This is a genomic window from Geminocystis sp. M7585_C2015_104 (assembly GCA_015295805.1).
Lineage (GTDB): Bacteria > Cyanobacteriota > Cyanobacteriia > Cyanobacteriales > Cyanobacteriaceae > DVEF01.
Genome location: DVEF01000065.1, coordinates 45,302 through 60,121, shown reverse-complemented (window position 1 = coordinate 60,121; position 14,820 = coordinate 45,302). Strand labels below are relative to the sequence as shown.

The 14,820-nt window shown below is 45.3% G+C and carries 16 protein-coding genes; 9 read left to right on the top strand and 7 right to left on the bottom strand.

Going from position 1 to position 14,820, the window contains the following annotated elements:
* Positions 1 to 80 precede the first annotated feature (80 nt).
* Positions 81 to 1,121 carry a 23S rRNA (adenine(2503)-C(2))-methyltransferase RlmN gene (gene rlmN / locus IGQ44_07850; protein HIK37887.1) on the top strand — a complete coding sequence of 347 codons (1,041 nt, stop codon included), beginning with the start codon at positions 81 to 83 and terminating at the stop codon, positions 1,119 to 1,121.
* Here the strand turns inward: rlmN and IGQ44_07845 are convergent, their stop codons facing one another.
* Complete coding sequence (locus tag IGQ44_07845; protein HIK37886.1) at positions 1,122 to 2,663, bottom strand: hypothetical protein; 1,542 nt, start codon at positions 2,661 to 2,663, stop codon at positions 1,122 to 1,124.
* A gap of 160 nt (positions 2,664 to 2,823) precedes the next feature.
* Here IGQ44_07845 and IGQ44_07840 point away from each other — a divergent pair, with 160 nt between their 5' ends.
* The 3 genes from IGQ44_07840 (at position 2,824) to IGQ44_07830 (ending at position 5,829) form a co-directional block, all read left to right on the top strand.
* The gene (locus IGQ44_07840; protein HIK37885.1) at positions 2,824 to 4,758 is read left to right on the top strand and encodes a substrate-binding domain-containing protein; all 1,935 of its coding nucleotides are present in this window, start codon (positions 2,824 to 2,826) and stop codon (positions 4,756 to 4,758) included.
* Between the two features lie 54 nt (positions 4,759 to 4,812).
* Positions 4,813 to 5,505 carry a TPM domain-containing protein gene (locus IGQ44_07835; protein ID HIK37884.1) on the top strand — a complete coding sequence of 231 codons (693 nt, stop codon included), beginning with the start codon at positions 4,813 to 4,815 and terminating at the stop codon, positions 5,503 to 5,505.
* Between the two features lie 69 nt (positions 5,506 to 5,574).
* Positions 5,575 to 5,829: a hypothetical protein gene (locus tag IGQ44_07830; protein ID HIK37883.1), complete on the top strand. Its 255-nt coding sequence runs from the start codon at positions 5,575 to 5,577 to the stop codon at positions 5,827 to 5,829.
* Positions 5,830 to 5,900: 71 nt separating this feature from the next.
* Here the strand turns inward: IGQ44_07830 and cobS are convergent, their stop codons facing one another.
* The gene (gene cobS, locus IGQ44_07825) at positions 5,901 to 6,683 is read right to left on the bottom strand and encodes an adenosylcobinamide-GDP ribazoletransferase (protein ID HIK37882.1); all 783 of its coding nucleotides are present in this window, start codon (positions 6,681 to 6,683) and stop codon (positions 5,901 to 5,903) included.
* A gap of 311 nt (positions 6,684 to 6,994) precedes the next feature.
* Here cobS and IGQ44_07820 point away from each other — a divergent pair, with 311 nt between their 5' ends.
* From IGQ44_07820 to IGQ44_07805, 4 genes are all read left to right on the top strand, one after another.
* Positions 6,995 to 7,438 (top strand): hypothetical protein, encoded by a 444-nt coding sequence (locus IGQ44_07820; protein ID HIK37881.1) that lies wholly within the window; start codon positions 6,995 to 6,997, stop codon positions 7,436 to 7,438.
* 94 nt (positions 7,439 to 7,532) lie between these two features.
* Positions 7,533 to 8,642, top strand: coding sequence for a tRNA guanosine(34) transglycosylase Tgt (gene tgt, locus IGQ44_07815; protein ID HIK37880.1), 1,110 nt, complete (start codon positions 7,533 to 7,535; stop codon positions 8,640 to 8,642).
* 53 nt (positions 8,643 to 8,695) lie between these two features.
* The gene (locus tag IGQ44_07810; GenBank protein ID HIK37879.1) at positions 8,696 to 8,881 is read left to right on the top strand and encodes a hypothetical protein; all 186 of its coding nucleotides are present in this window, start codon (positions 8,696 to 8,698) and stop codon (positions 8,879 to 8,881) included.
* Between the two features lie 60 nt (positions 8,882 to 8,941).
* Positions 8,942 to 9,811: a shikimate dehydrogenase gene (locus tag IGQ44_07805; protein ID HIK37878.1), complete on the top strand. Its 870-nt coding sequence runs from the start codon at positions 8,942 to 8,944 to the stop codon at positions 9,809 to 9,811.
* Between the two features lie 32 nt (positions 9,812 to 9,843).
* Here IGQ44_07805 and ychF read toward each other — a convergent pair whose 3' ends face one another.
* The 4 genes from ychF to IGQ44_07785 form a co-directional block, all read right to left on the bottom strand.
* Complete coding sequence (gene ychF / locus IGQ44_07800) at positions 9,844 to 10,935, bottom strand: redox-regulated ATPase YchF (protein HIK37877.1); 1,092 nt, start codon at positions 10,933 to 10,935, stop codon at positions 9,844 to 9,846.
* 511 nt (positions 10,936 to 11,446) lie between these two features.
* Positions 11,447 to 11,653 carry a hypothetical protein gene (locus IGQ44_07795; protein HIK37876.1) on the bottom strand — a complete coding sequence of 69 codons (207 nt, stop codon included), beginning with the start codon at positions 11,651 to 11,653 and terminating at the stop codon, positions 11,447 to 11,449.
* 505 nt (positions 11,654 to 12,158) lie between these two features.
* Complete coding sequence (locus IGQ44_07790; protein ID HIK37875.1) at positions 12,159 to 13,061, bottom strand: HEAT repeat domain-containing protein; 903 nt, start codon at positions 13,059 to 13,061, stop codon at positions 12,159 to 12,161.
* Between the two features lie 3 nt (positions 13,062 to 13,064).
* Positions 13,065 to 13,877 carry a pentapeptide repeat-containing protein gene (locus IGQ44_07785; GenBank protein HIK37874.1) on the bottom strand — a complete coding sequence of 271 codons (813 nt, stop codon included), beginning with the start codon at positions 13,875 to 13,877 and terminating at the stop codon, positions 13,065 to 13,067.
* A gap of 130 nt (positions 13,878 to 14,007) precedes the next feature.
* Between IGQ44_07785 and IGQ44_07780 the strand changes: the two genes are divergently transcribed.
* On the top strand, positions 14,008 to 14,628 hold the full coding sequence (locus IGQ44_07780) for a phycobiliprotein lyase (protein HIK37873.1): 621 nt from the start codon (positions 14,008 to 14,010) through the stop codon (positions 14,626 to 14,628).
* Here IGQ44_07780 and IGQ44_07775 read toward each other — a convergent pair.
* On the bottom strand, positions 14,625 to 14,765 hold the full coding sequence (locus IGQ44_07775) for a hypothetical protein (GenBank protein ID HIK37872.1): 141 nt from the start codon (positions 14,763 to 14,765) through the stop codon (positions 14,625 to 14,627). The two genes, IGQ44_07780 and IGQ44_07775, sit on opposite strands and share 4 nt — an antisense overlap.
* Positions 14,766 to 14,820 lie beyond the last annotated feature (55 nt).

Sequence of the window (14,820 nt, the reverse complement as noted above, 5' to 3'; positions counted from 1 at the left end):
CTTGTCTCAATTCAATAGCCTTCCGGCTGCCACCCTGGGGAATAAAGATAAAAAATAAAATAAGGAAGGACAAAAAAATAATGTCTACCACCACAAAACCAGAAGTATTATTGGGCAAATCCCTGGCTGAGTTAACCGCTTGGGTGGAAAAACAAGGATTGCCTACCTACCGAGGCAAACAACTGTATCAGTGGCTTTATCAGAAGGCTGCCACCTCTTGGCGGGAAATTTCTGTCTTGCCTTTGCAATGGCGAGAGTCTCAGAGTGATGCCATTCTTGGTCGTTCTTTTCTCTATCATCGTAGTATAGCCGACGACGGAACTCGCAAATACCTCCTGCAACTACAAGATGGTTTGATTATTGAAACCGTTGGCATCCCCACCGAGAAAAGATTGACAGTGTGTGTTTCTACTCAGGTGGGTTGTGCTATGGGATGTGATTTTTGTGCCACGGGAAAAGGGGGTTTTACTCGCAATTTATACACCCATGAGATTGTAGATCAGATTTTGACTGTTCAAAGAGACTTTGGCAGGAGAGTTTCCCATGTTGTTTTTATGGGGATGGGGGAACCATTATTAAATTTACCACAGCTTATCCCTGCTATTGAGGTTATTAACAAAGATATAGGCATTGGGCAACGAAATCTTACTGTTTCTACTGTCGGTTTGCCACAAAAAATCCTACAATTGGCCAAACATCACCTGCAAATTACCTTAGCAGTCAGTCTTCATGCTGCCAATCAACAGCTACGGGAGAAATTAATCCCCACTGCCAAACACTATCCCCTCCCCCAACTATTGGCAGACTGTCGAGAATATGTTAAAACCACCGGCAGACGGGTTACGTTTGAATACATCCTCTTGGCGGGAGTTAACGATTTGCCTTCCCATGCCAAACAATTAGCTAGTCTTGTGAGGGGTTTTCAAAGTCACGTTAATCTTATCCCCTATAATCCCATTTCCCAGGCTCATTATCAACGTCCTTCCCTTGAGAGAATTAACCGTTTTCTCCAAATACTAAAACAGGAGAAAATCGCCGCCACTGTGCGTTATTCCCGCGGCTTGTCTGCTGATGCCGCTTGTGGACAACTCCGTGCCAGAAGACTTTCTCTTTCTGTATAATTATTCTCGTTTTGTACCGCTTAAAAGGGCTCGTTTTTCGTCCAAAATACTTTCTATGTCTTCCGCCGCTAGACTCATGATATAATTGACCTTCACTTCCTCCAATAGGGCTACCAATAACCCCTCTATTTTGTTTATATCCTGTTTTGCCCTTGGCCTCAAATTAATTGTATCTCCTATTTTCCCAAATATTTTCGTCAGATGTTGCTCAAAAACTTTGTCCTCTTCCCTCAATTTGTTTAAAGTTTCCCCCAGGGCCCTATAGACAGCAGCTGCCGTTTTTTGACTTATTTCCTTGACTATTTTCTCCCCATCGTTTAGGAAGATAATGTTGTTGTAAATAGGTGACTCTTTTAGGGTTTTTTCTAGGATATATGCCAACAGGGCCTCTACTTCACTTCGAATCTGGGGCAGGATTTCTTCTACTATGAGATTTACCAAAATTTTCGAGATTTCTGCTACTTCGTTGATGTCATTTAAATCTATATATTCCCTCTCGGGATTCTGGGAGATTACCAGTCTTTCTATGCTGCCAGTTTCAATTAGTTTTTGGACTTGGTTGAAGATTCTTAAAACAACTATTTCTGTTATGTCTTCGGCGACGGTTGCCACAAAGCCTTGACTTGCCTGTTTCTTTATGTCTTCTAGGCTAACAATTTTTGACTCATCTAAACGAATCATAACTGGAACAATTCTCAGCCAACGATAACGAGGTAAAAGGAAAATTAAATCATACCAACGCCAAAGGATAGCATCTTTAAAACTAACCCCACGATACCGTAGACTAATTCCAAAACAACGAATAACAAAATCAGCAAGTATTACTGCTATAAAAGGAAAATCAATCAAGCCGAAATAGTCCACGAATTCCCCACTCTCGCTGAAAGGACGAAAAAAGTTAGTCCTAATGAGAGGAATGATTTGATTGTCAAAAAATCTCAATTTTTCCTGGGTATTCTTTGCGAGAAATTCTCTGTTCCAGAAAGAAGTAAAAGCAATTCTGGAAGAATCCTGAGGGTTGTAGATATAATTCTTCATATAATCCCTCATGCGGTTTTTTATAGTCTCTAAAGTGCCAGTTTTGCCAGCTAGGGCGAAGGGATTACTGGTTATCATCTCGTCACTGGCTTGTCTCAATTCTGCTATGATAGCCTCTGCTTCTGGACTTTCTAAACCTTTGGCATATATTGTCTGTTTCAAGGAGTTGTACTTATCCAAAAAAGCCTGAGTGTCTCGATGAGGTTGAATACCTTTAATTAAATCGTATTGCACGAGAAAATTGCTAACAGAGGTGGGGATAATTTTCAGATTAATTCCTTTGTATTCGTAAGGCCCCATTTTGAATTTACCCAAAGTAATTTTTCCATTTAGCCAAATATCTCTCAGGGGGATATAGGTAATGTCAAAAATGACTAAACCGAAATTCAAGGCAGAAATTATGGCAAATATTTTACTGATAATTAGACTGTCCAGGTAATGGTTTAAAAGGGAAGAAACAAGAGGAATCTTAGAATCGCTGAGGGATTTTCTGCGGCGAATCATATATCCAGATTACTAGACTGTCATACCAATATGCCATTTTATGGTAACCACTGTTATCAGTCACCAAAAGAGCATGTATTCTACAACACACAAATCCCGCCAGATTCTGAGGCTGATGTAACATAATGAGGTAAAACCCTCACCAAATAAACAAAAAACTATGTCTACCCTCCTATATGGACGTTATCTCATCAAGGAGATTTTGGGGCAAGGGGGTTTTGGGAAGACATATTTGGCAGAAGACACCCACCTTCCCTCCAGACGCATATGTGTTATCAAACAGTTTAAACCCAGTATTACCAACGAAAAATACCGAAAATCCCTAGAAAAGCGTTTCCGGAAAGAGGCAGAAACCCTGGAGAAATTATGTGCGGATAATAAACAAATTCCTCAGCTTTACGCCTATTTTTCCCTTAACAATAAATTCTTTCTGGTACAAGAATACATAGAAGGAAAAACGCTTCTACAAATAGTACAACAAGGTCCAGTCACTGAGGATTTTGTAATAGACCTACTGTTGGACATTTTACCAGTACTGGACTATGTGCACAAGCGGGGGATTATCCACCGAGACATTAAACCAGAAAACATAATTATCAGGAAAAGGGATCAAAAACCGGTTTTAATTGACTACGGGGCGGTAAAAGAATTAATGAGTAGCGACACCAGTAGTGAGGAGGGGGGAGGAGAAGAGGCAAAAAGCAGTCTGGTAATTGGCACACCTAGTTATATGCCCCACGAACAACTCTCAGGCAAGGTGTCATATAATTCGGACTTGTACTCCCTAGGAATGGTATGTGTCTTCCTTCTCACCCGTAGAAGACCTGATACCATAGAAAGAGACCCTCTCTCCCTTAAACTGTTATGGTCCAATTATGCGCCGGATGTCAGTAACGGCTTAAAGAAAATTATCAATAAGGCCATTGAATGTGACCCTCAAAAGCGCTATGCTACTGCTGAAGAGATGCTAAGGGCAGTAGAAAGTCTAAGGAAAAAACCCCTTTTGCCCCTGCCACTAGATGCCTACAAACCCATTTTAACGCCACTGGCGGCAACGGCAGCCGTAGCCTTGTTTGCAGTCTGGTTGCTGCCAAAACTAACCGTTAACATCTTCTCCCTCCCGGTAACTGGAGTGAAAGAATGCCCCAGTCAAAGAAGTCAGGAGACGGTCATCAAAAACACGAAGGAGAATCTATGGCAGTGTTTTGCCCATATTCCTGATATACCTGAGGGCACTTGGTTTTACGGAGGTAGCACAGCCTGGAAGAAAATAAATAAAACCCTCAACCCCCGTCTAAAAGAGGTGGTGCCTCAGTTTCATCTGACCGAAAAACTTCCCTTAAATAAGCCTCCGGGCTCGGGCACGGGTATAGCCATGCTATTGGATGATAAACTAACTTTAGCACAGTCTTCCCGCCCCCTGAAAAAAAGTGAAATAGAAGAGGCCAATGAAAGAGGTATTAAACTTGGTCAGACACCTGTAGCCATTGATGGTGTTGTATTTGTAGTAAACTATAACTTAGGGGTGGAAGGCCTAACTATAGGTCAGATACGACAGATATACGGGGGCAAAATCACTAACTGGCGGCAGCTAGGAGGGCCTAATGCCACCATTAAACCATACACTCCCCCCTCGGAAAGTGGCGCCACTGTTATCCTGAAGGAGGAAATTATGGGGGATATGCCCCTTGCTAAAACTGTCCAAACCTTTCCCACCCCAGCGGAAGCGGTTAAACACATTGCCTCGGAAGACATAAAACAAGGGGGTAGTATTTATTTGGCTTCGGCAGCGAATCTTATCCCAGAATGTGATGTTAAACCCTTAGCCATCGCCCGAGACGACTCCTCCCCCTTGATTAAACCCTATCAGGGAGAATTGCCCACCTCCCAACAGTGTCGTCAACAGGGTAGAATTGCCGACTATGACGCCTTTAGGAATGAGGAATACCCCCTAGTGAGACGCCTTTTTGTGGTATATAGAGACGATGACAGTCTACAAGCAAGGGCAGGAAAGGCTTATGTCAATCTCTTGTTGAGTGACGAAGGACAAAAACTAATCGAAAAGGCTGGCTTTATTCCCATTCGCTCCTTTTAAGCCCCAGGTGTGGGATAATATGTCACAAGTGGTGCAATGGGGACAACTGTTGGTATGAATAAGGCGACAAGGATTGTTTTTACTGTCTTTATCTCCCTGTTATTCCTCCTAAACGTGGCTGTAAAGGAAGCTAGGGCGACGGGGGTTTACGACTTGCCCATGGTAGCGGCGGGGGAAAACTTGTGGGTTGTGGATGAAGCGGATGTAATCAGTCGTGCTACCGAAGGACAACTGTCTAACATGTTGCGTCAGCTAGCGGAAAATACTGGCAAGGAAGTGAGAATGGTGGTCATAGAGCGTCTTGATTACGGACAGACTATAGATTCCCTAGCAAGGGAAATATTCCAAACCTGGTATCCCTCCCCAGCCGATGCCAAAAATCAGGTATTGATAGTAGTAGACACCCTTGGCAACCGCACCGCCATTGCCCAAGGAGATGACACTGTTAATCTGCTTACACCAGAAATCAGAGATAGTATAGTCCATGAGACCTTCCCCTATTTCCTTAAGGATTTACAATACAACCAAGCATTAATCTCCGCTGGCAATCGTCTGGTGGCTGTCTTGTCAGGCAAACAGGACCCAGGGGCGCCTAAAATGGAAGAGATTAACATCGAAAGCACCTTTGCCTCTGCCGAGGAGACAGATACCCGTAGTGCTATGCTGTGGACAATTGTACTGCTGGTACTGGCTACAGTGATCCCAATGGTAACCTACTTTTGGTATGTAGGATTCCCAGGCAATTAAGTTACAATGGAGTCAAGGGAGGTTTGATAGCCCCTGGTAGAGTTAATCCACTAGCTAGGCCAAATAACAATGCTAACAGATCCCTTGGCGATTCGGCACTATCAAAAACTCACAGACGGGATGGTAGACTTGTGGCACAGAGGTGGGCGCTACGAAGACTTACGGATGTATATGGAGGGTTATCTGGCCTGTCTTCGTCACGCCAATGTGATGGAAAACTATCTTATTAACCGCATCGAAGAGGAGGCATGGCGTTTTCTCCGGGATGCCTCCAATTTTGAAACACCCGTGCCACAAATGCAACCAGAAACCGACTACTACTAGCCCCATTTATGAGACACAGGGTGTGTAATGACAAGTAGGGGGATAAAAGGGGCACCCCCTGTAATTGTTGATTATCCCCACCAACTCCTCAAAAAGGGATGAGGGAGGGTAAAAAAACTGAGAATCAGGGCCTCTGTGATTTCCACCGTAGCACCATAGGTGTCGCCAGTATGTCCGCCAAGGGGTTTTTGACATAACCAGGCCACTACCAGGGAAATGCTAAGACAGATTCCCATTCCCAGCAACGCTTCCCAAGGAGAATGTCGGAAATACCACAATTCCACCCCTCCTAGCAGAAGTATAAAAGAAGAGCCCAAAACTACATCCCGCCAGGATTCTATCCCCCCCTTCAAAAAAGCCCCTTTCCCACCCTCCCGGATATAGGGGTAGAGGGTGATGGCCATTAGTTGCGCCCATCTACCCCAACTTAAAGACTGACATAACCCCCACCACACAGGCACATAAAGCTCCCTCAAGGCCACGACCTTGACAAAAAGGACAAAAAACCCTAAAAGTAGACCAAAAGCCCCCACACGGCTGTCTTGCATCACTTCTAGGCGTTTTTTAACGCCCCCCTGCACCCCCAAACAGTCCCCAAAGTCTATCAGCCCATCAAAATGAAATCCGCCGGTTAAGTATAACCACCAGGCTACAGCAAAAACACTGCTAAGCAGAGGGGAAAAGCCAAGCCAGCCAAGAATCGCCTCTGCCAAAGACACCACTAAGCCTAACAAAATCCCTAACCACCCTAACCACAGGGCAATCTTCTTCAGACTCACCGGCAGGAAAGGGGGAAGGGGTATCGCCGTATAAAATACGATCGCCCCACACAGAGACGCCAATATATCCTTCATTATTGTAAAAAAAATTGATAATTATCCTGAACAAACAGAAAATTTTGGGTTAACATTGTGTAGTGATAACCAGAAAATGCCAAAAAATCTGGTGTTGCCACCAATATAAGAATACAAGCTGATTATTTCCCCAAAAAAGCCCTCTATTAAAACCAAAAGATTCGGGTTTGCTATCTTTAATTTAGTCCCAGTCTCCCCCCATTTGCTGGCATCTTCCCCGTCTTCCCACAGCCAAGATGCAGATTAAGGATAGCCCAAACCCGGGGGGTTGTAGTAAATATTATTAGGAGCAAAAAAAAAAGGAAACTGCTATGAGTCAACAACATAATTCCCGTCAACTGCCTGCACCCTGTATAATCGAATCCGGTATCATCGTCAACAAGGAAGACATGAAACGTCTCCTCAATGACTTAACCCACGTTCGTTACATACACAAAATAGATGGAGTAATACAGAATCAGGGGCGGGGAGTAGTACTGGAAGTATTCAATGAGCCAAATCAGGCTACCATAGTGGTGAATAAGAGTCTGTACATAAATGTGCAGAGTTTCGACTATCTGTATCTGAATCAGGTATCCCCCGAAGAAACCTATTTTGACCTAATCCAGGAAAATCGCACCCTCACCCTCATCCCCATGCCCAGTGAGAGTCGGGAACACCAGGTCTGTAGGAATCTGGGATTTGATAACATAGAGGAAATGCTAGGGGAAGTGTTTTCCGCTAAATGGGATATGCCCCCTGACGAAGACTTTTAGCCCCTTGTTTCCCCCGGAAAAGAATTTGTCAACTACTGCCCCCAGGTTGTACATTAGTTGATCGTTTGCTTGCCTTGTACAACAGTGGAGGAAGGTGTTTTTTTCGTTTACTATTGTCGCCAATTGTAGTGAAACAAAGGCGAGGGCAGGGGTTTTTTCTACCCCCCATGGCGATGTAGAAACACCCATATTTATGCCTGTAGGGACTTTGGGGACTGTAAAAGGCATCACGCCAGCCCAATTGGAGTCTACGGGGGCGCAGATGATTCTGGGCAATAGTTACCATCTTCACCTGCAACCCGGGGAGAAAATTGTCTCCATGGCGGGGGGATTACACAATTTCATGGGGTGGCACAAACCCATCCTCACCGACTCTGGTGGCTTTCAGGTGTTTAGTCTATCCGAATTACGAAAGATTACAGACAAGGGAGTCACCTTCCGTAGCCCCAAAGACGGCAGTATCATCCATATGACTCCCGAATTGTCCATCCAAATCCAGAATGCCCTAGGGGCAGATGTTATCATGGCTTTTGATGAGTGCCCCCCGGCTACAGCCACTAGAGAAGAGGTAACTAGGGCAGTTTGTCGTACCTCCGCCTGGTTGGAAAGATGTGTCATGGCCCACCAGAAACCTCACTCCCAAGCCTTGTTTGGCATTGTGCAAGGAGGCATCTATCCCGACTTGCGTATTTTGTCCGTGCAACAGTTATTACAATTCGATTTGCCCGGTTATGCCATCGGCGGTGTCAGTGTGGGGGAAAAACCAGAGTTGATCCATGAAATAGTCCGTTTTACTGCACCACTTCTACCATACCACAAACCTCGTTATCTCATGGGGGTTGGCAGTTACCGGGAAATGGTAGTAGCTATCGCCTCTGGAGTCGATTTGTTTGATTGCGTAATACCTACTCGTCTAGGGAGACATGGGGCAGCCTTAGTAAGAGGGAAGAGAATTAATCTCAAAAATGCCCAATACAAAGAAGATTTTAGCCCCCTAGACCCAGACTGTCCGTGCTACACTTGTACTAACTTCACCCGTGCCTATCTTAACCACCTCATTCGCGCCAAGGAAATGTTGGGTTATATTCTGTTATCCCTCCATAACATCTACGAGTTGGTGGCTTTTACCCGCCGTATCCGCCAAGCTATTATTGACAACACCTTTGTAGATGAGTTTGGCCATTGGTTAGAAGACATGGGTTAGTTTGTCAAGAATCTATGCTAAAATCTTCACAAAAGTTAAAGGAGTAGAAACCCATGACACAATCCCAACAACCCCAACCCCAACCCAAAGTAACCCCCAATCTAGAAGAGCCCAAATTCGGCTTCAATGATTATGCAGAGAGATTGAATGGGCGCGCCGCCATGATTGGTTTTGTCCTAACACTACTCATTGAGTACTTTACCGGACAAGACCTATTATCTTGGCTGGGATTACGCTAGTTTTCCTCCCCGGGGCGTATCATATGATTCTACGCCCTTGATGATTGTTACTAGTTTCTGGTGATGAAGATTACTGGTAAGACTAAGCTATTAGGCATTATTGGTTACCCCCTAGAACATTCTCTGTCACCTGTATTCCAGAATCAGGCCCTTCGTGCCCTAGAATTGGACTATGTTTATGTGCCCTTCCCTGTAAAACCAGAAAACCTGGGGGATGTGTTTCGGGCTTTTAGGGCTATTGGTATTAGAGGCTTTAATGTCACCATCCCCCACAAGGAGGCAGTCTTACCCCTGTTAGACCATATTAGCGACAAGGCCAAACTAATTGGGGCTGTCAACACCGTCTGGTTGGAGGAAGACGAGTGGTATGGCACTAATACTGACGTTGATGGTTTTATTTCTCCTCTTTTGGAAATTAAGCGGGATTGGCCCCACACTACCCCTCTTATTTTAGGCAATGGTGGTGCCGCCCGTGCCGCCGTTGTCGGTTGTGCCCAGTTGGGATGTGAGAAAATCAGAATAGTAGGACGTAATCCCGAAAAATTGACCAAATTTGGCCTCTCCTGGCATAACACTCCCCTACAGCATCGCATATCCCTTCACAGCTGGGAGGAAATCCCCACCTTAATCCCTCAATGCCGGCTGATTGTCAACACCACCCCCATTGGCATGTATCCCCACTGTCAACAGTCTCCCCTTTCCCCCCAGGAAATAGAATTAATGACTGATGGTACCATTGTATACGACCTTATTTACAACCCCCGGCCAACCCTTTTACTAAAACAGGCGGCTGCCAGAGGGTTGACTGGTATCGACGGCAGTGAGATGTTAGTGAAACAGGGTGCGGTGGCTTTAGAGATTTGGGTGGGATTAGCGGCGCCTCTTTCCCTCATGCGTCAATCCCTCCTGGAGGCATTGGGGGAAAATTAATTGTATTTCATTGGTCAAACAAGCGTAGAAGATCAGACATTAAAACGGAATAACATCACGTCTCCCTCTTGTACCACATAATCTTTCCCTTCTGAGCGCACTAATCCCATTTCCCTAGCGGCAGCCATACTTCCGGCGCGCACTAAATCCTCATAACTAATAGTTTCCGCCCTAATGAAGCCCCTTTCAAAGTCACTGTGGATAACACCGGCCGCTTGTGGAGCCGTCATACCTGCTACAATGGTCCAGGCTCTGGTTTCGTTCTCCCCTGTGGTAAGATAGGTGCGTAGTCCTAGCAACTGGTAGGTAGCCTTAATCAAGGATTTTAATCCCCCCTCTTTCACCCCCAGGCTTGCTAGATATTCTTCCTTTTCTTCTGTGGGTAAGTCTGCCAATTCCGCCTCCACTTTTGCCGATATTACCACCACAAGAGCATTTTCTTTTTCTGCCTGTTGTCTTACTTGGTTTACCCACTCATTGCCAGTAGCCAAATCTTCTTCACTCACATTAGCAGCATAAATTACAGGCTTAGCAGTCAACAATCCTAAGGGTTTGAGTAAAGCCTTTTCCTCAGCAGTCAGTGACAACAGACGCACCGGTTTACCTTCGTTGAGGGGAGGGAGGATTTTTTCCAACACTGCTACCTCTTCTGCTGCCTCTTTTTGTTTTTTCGCCTGTTTTCTTTGTTTTTCCAGTCGTCTTTCCACTTGTGCTAAGTCTGCCAATGCCAATTCCAGATTTATTACCTCCATGTCTCTTACTGGATCTACTGAACCAGAAACATGGATAATATCTTCATCATCGAAACATCTCACCACATGTACAATGGCATCTACCTGTCTTATGTGGGATAGAAACTGATTCCCTAAACCCTCCCCCTTACTGGCGCCTTTTACCAAACCAGCAATATCCACAAATTCAATGCGGGCAGGTACAATTCTCTTAGAGTTAGATATCTTAGCCAACACTTCCAAACGCTCATCTGGTACTGCTACTACCCCCACGTTTGGTTCAATTGTACAAAAAGGGAAGTTTGCCGCTTCCGCTTTGGCATTAGTCACTATTGCGTTGAAGAGGGTTGATTTGCCCACATTGGGTAGTCCTACTATTCCCGCCCTTAACATAATGTTATTTTTCTTTACCTTTGTTAACCACTAAATCCAAACTTTTATTATTATCCATCCTCCCCTCCCCCGGCAACCTCTTCCCTTTTTCTCTCCATAGGATAGTGTCTATAACTGTTATTCTATTCTCCAATTCTATTTGTAAATTCTATTTGTAACTGTCTGTTGTCGTCCCCTCCCCTGCCAGGGCCAATTTTGTTATATCGTTAGCACCTCTTCTTTTTTGACATACCAAAGCAAAAATATATCTTTTTCTGTTATGCCATCTTATCATTTCCTCTCTTATTTTCCCCCTAAGAAACCCTGCTTGAGACTCTATTTTTTTCCAATTTTCCCCCAAGCGGGGGCATAAGTGGGATGGAAAAACACAGTCCATATCATTGGCTGTCTTTTTCTCGTTTATCCACATGTTTATAATCCGTAAGAAACATGGTTAATTTTTTTGAAACGGGGAATTTTTCTAGGTATTTGAAGAGCAAAAAACACACTACTTTTTGCCTGTTTTGCCGAGTCATTGTAGCTCAAAAATGTCGTTATAGACTCTAAGGGGGGGTAGGATGTAGGGGAGAGGGGGATGGGATATAGTTGGACTAACTGTTCTATTTCTGCCTACAGACTGGTGTGTTTTAACTTCTGTCTTATACACCTTATCAGGTAGAATATCCTTTAACTGGTGTAAGAAGGCCTCACTGGAAAGACATTCGACTACAACAGACAAGTGAGGTTTTTTTCAAAGAAACATCAGAAACAGTGAGCTCAGCTTGTGTATACTCTTTTATGGAATGGAGAGGATAACATAGCCATAGGTTTTCTTGATGGGAAACATCCTCAGAAAAGGGCCTCCACTCAAAGAAAGGCCAGTTCACAGGGCTATAGCAAGGCATTGGAAGACATAAGGCGGGCCGATGAGTATAAGAGAGCTATAGTGGCGATAATTGCAAATTTCAGGTCTCAGGGGCGTTAGAAGGTTTAAAAGAGGGCAGAGGAACTTGGTGTAAGGCCTGTGTATTTATCGCCAAAAGGTCCTGACCCCAAGAAGTGGGGCCTGGGTCCACAGGCCTCCTTTTGCTTTTCTGCATGGGGGGATAGAAAGACTAGAGTGGTCGAACAGACAAATAGAAGAAATAAAGGCTAAACGCCAGCAATAATTCCAATTGCCCCAGGGGTGTATAATAGGCATCGTCTGTACGGCTGTGAAGGAAGGGAGCGCCATAAAACAATTCCTAGCCGCTGTCTTTCGCCCAGTTACGTTGTAGTTGATTGAGGGCGAGTTGGAAAATGGGTTTAAGACTCTTGTCCGTCTCCCGTTCCAATGCTTGTTGTAAAAGAGGAATGGTGGAGGGATCTCCCACCTTCATCAGGGCTAGGGCAATGGCCTTACGCACTTCCGCTTCTTGGTCTCCCAGACAGGGGATTAAATGGGACGCCACTTGGGGATGATGGATTTTGCCTAAAATGGCGGCGGCCTCACAACGAATCACGGGGGAGGGATCATGAAGGGAGGTGAAAAGAAGTTGTAGAGCTTCCTCGTCCTCATTTTCCTGTACCAAACTACCTAAAACCCCCACCACAGCACAACGGACGTCCACAGAATCAGATGCCATGGCCTGGTATAGGTAGTTTTTGGCCCGACTGCCAATAAAGGCCAACGCCCAGGCAGCATGTCCTTTTATGGTTTCATCTCTTTCCGTGGCAATAATCCTTAACAATTCCGGCACTGACTCCTCCCCAATCTCCGCTAACGCCCCCACACATGAGCCCTTTACCACAGTGTCTTCATCGTGTAGTAGGGAGTGTATCAATTGGGGCACAGCTTCGGGGGGTGCGATCAAAGTAAGAGTTTTGGCGGCGGCACGTCTTACCACGGGATTGGGATGATTAGAGAGGGCTTCCAACAAAAAGGGAACTGCCGGCTTACCAACCATGGCCAGTCTTTGGGCAAATTTAAGCCGCATCATCCCCCGCTCATCTCCCAAAGCCTCCACCATCAAAGCTATTGTCTGGTGGTCATTAGGGTCAAAACTGTTGCTAGACAGGGAATTGTTTACCCTTTCCAGAAGACAATCTGCCTCCTCGGGGGTAACACTGAGGGAATTGGCCTTGTATCTAATTTCTGTCTGGTTCATAGTTTATATGTAATAACAGGTGTTCAAACTATCTCTTGTATTATTGCGGGTGTACGTATTCCAACGATTCAACTCTTGGGGGGGAAAACTGCAAATAATACTACGGAGTCTTTCAGTCATACCGTAGGCGTAGGAAAAGTCGGCGCCGGCAATACTCCTGATATTGTCGAAATTGGCGCCTCTTAGGTTAGTGGCCCGTAAATCCGCACCCTCTAACTCTGCACCTATAAAAATTGCCTCTTGGAGATTGGCACCAGTGAGAAAGGCATATTTGAGATTAGCACCACTGAGTGCGGCTTTAGTGAGATTAGCGCCCGTTAAATCTGCACCACTGAGGTAGGCGCCTCTTAGGTTAGCCCCAGTCAGATCGACTCCTCTTAGGTAGGCGGTGTTAAGGAAAGCACCACTGAGGGATGCCCCTGGCCCCACTGCCCCTGACTTTTTGTAATCAAAACCACTATCCCATTTCGTATCGGCCGAGTAGTAGGCCAAGTCTAGTTTAGCACCACTGAGATCTACTCCTGTAAGATTACATCCCTCCAGACGAGCCCTTTGTAAAAGACAGTTTTTTAGACTAGCACCCTCTAGGTTGGCCTTCTTAAGGCAGGCACGCCGCAAATCACTGTTGTCCAACACTGCCCCCCTCAAATTGGCCCTCTCAAAATTTATGCCAATCAGATTAGCGCCAGTAAAATTCACCCCTTGTAAATCCATCCCCGACAGGTCCAAATTTTGCAGATTTGTCCCAGCCAAGTCCCTACTATTGTTGAGTATTTCCAGGACTTTTTCTAAGGAATAAACAGGAGCCAATATCATATCCGATTATGTTAGAATTGCTCTTATCGTGCCCGGAGCCGTATGCCTTAAACCTTTATCATAAATTCCCTGGTACTATTGTTAAAACCCCTGTTTAATTTTCTTAACAGTTTACCTTGCAGGTCGGAATATGGATGTAAAACCACCGATGACAATGATGGACTTCTTCCGTAAGAGTGAGGGAGTCTGGTATTCCAAACGTACTGTTCATCATTTTGACACCTCTGGGGTGGAACAGTCGGGGGATTCTAATATAATCATCCAGGTGCTAGACAAGGATGACCCACGAATCATAGAAGTATGTAAAGCTCAAAATGTAGATCCGGACTTGGCTGTAGGTGGTGCTACCTTTCTATGGCAAGACAATCTAGACGAGTTAAACCCCGACTCCAAGTGGGCGGCGATTCTGGTGGACATTCCAGACAAGGACGACAAAACTAGAGGGCGTTTCCTGCGCAACAGGGGGTATGTGGAGGGTATACCCGTCGTGTGTCAGTACAGTTTCGCCCCTGATGGGGTTTTAACCATCGTCACCGAGTATGAGAAAAACCAGGGCATCGAAAGGTGTTGGTTTGTCACTGACGACTTCCGGGTGCGGGTGAGCACTGTTAAGATGATGAATGGGGTTAACCTGATGACCTACTGTTCCGAAAGACGCTGTGTCCCGGAGGCACAGCTGAAGGCTATGGTGTCCCAGTACATACCTGCCTCAACGGGTCAACTGTCAACTGTCTCCCCTGGAAGCAATTAGTCTATGGTATAGGCCACATTCAAGGCCCAGATAATCAAGGCGGCGATACTTCCCAAAATGAGGACGGCGGAGACGGCCACCACTAGCGGCTTATCCGCCCCGTCAAACTTCATGATGCCACGATTTAAATCGGACATAATAAGAAAACCTTATCATCCCCTTAGTGTTTTCTAATTATAGAGGGTAACCCAA

Bases quoted from the DNA above. Each gene is read 5' to 3' on its own strand.
- rlmN (HIK37887.1), top strand. From the start codon at position 81: ATGTCTACCACCACAAAACCAGAAGTATTATTGGGCAAATCCCTGGCT.
- IGQ44_07845 (HIK37886.1), bottom strand. From the start codon at position 2,663: ATGATTCGCCGCAGAAAATCCCTCAGCGATTCTAAGATTCCTCTTGTT.
- IGQ44_07840 (HIK37885.1), top strand. From the start codon at position 2,824: ATGTCTACCCTCCTATATGGACGTTATCTCATCAAGGAGATTTTGGGG.
- IGQ44_07835 (HIK37884.1), top strand. From the start codon at position 4,813: ATGAATAAGGCGACAAGGATTGTTTTTACTGTCTTTATCTCCCTGTTA.
- IGQ44_07830 (HIK37883.1), top strand. From the start codon at position 5,575: ATGCTAACAGATCCCTTGGCGATTCGGCACTATCAAAAACTCACAGAC.
- cobS (HIK37882.1), bottom strand. From the start codon at position 6,683: ATGAAGGATATATTGGCGTCTCTGTGTGGGGCGATCGTATTTTATACG.
- IGQ44_07820 (HIK37881.1), top strand. From the start codon at position 6,995: ATGAGTCAACAACATAATTCCCGTCAACTGCCTGCACCCTGTATAATC.
- IGQ44_07810 (HIK37879.1), top strand. From the start codon at position 8,696: ATGACACAATCCCAACAACCCCAACCCCAACCCAAAGTAACCCCCAAT.
- ychF (HIK37877.1), bottom strand. From the start codon at position 10,935: ATGTTAAGGGCGGGAATAGTAGGACTACCCAATGTGGGCAAATCAACC.
- IGQ44_07790 (HIK37875.1), bottom strand. From the start codon at position 13,061: ATGAACCAGACAGAAATTAGATACAAGGCCAATTCCCTCAGTGTTACC.
- IGQ44_07785 (HIK37874.1), bottom strand. From the start codon at position 13,877: ATGATATTGGCTCCTGTTTATTCCTTAGAAAAAGTCCTGGAAATACTC.
- IGQ44_07780 (HIK37873.1), top strand. From the start codon at position 14,008: ATGGATGTAAAACCACCGATGACAATGATGGACTTCTTCCGTAAGAGT.
- IGQ44_07775 (HIK37872.1), bottom strand. From the start codon at position 14,765: ATGTCCGATTTAAATCGTGGCATCATGAAGTTTGACGGGGCGGATAAG.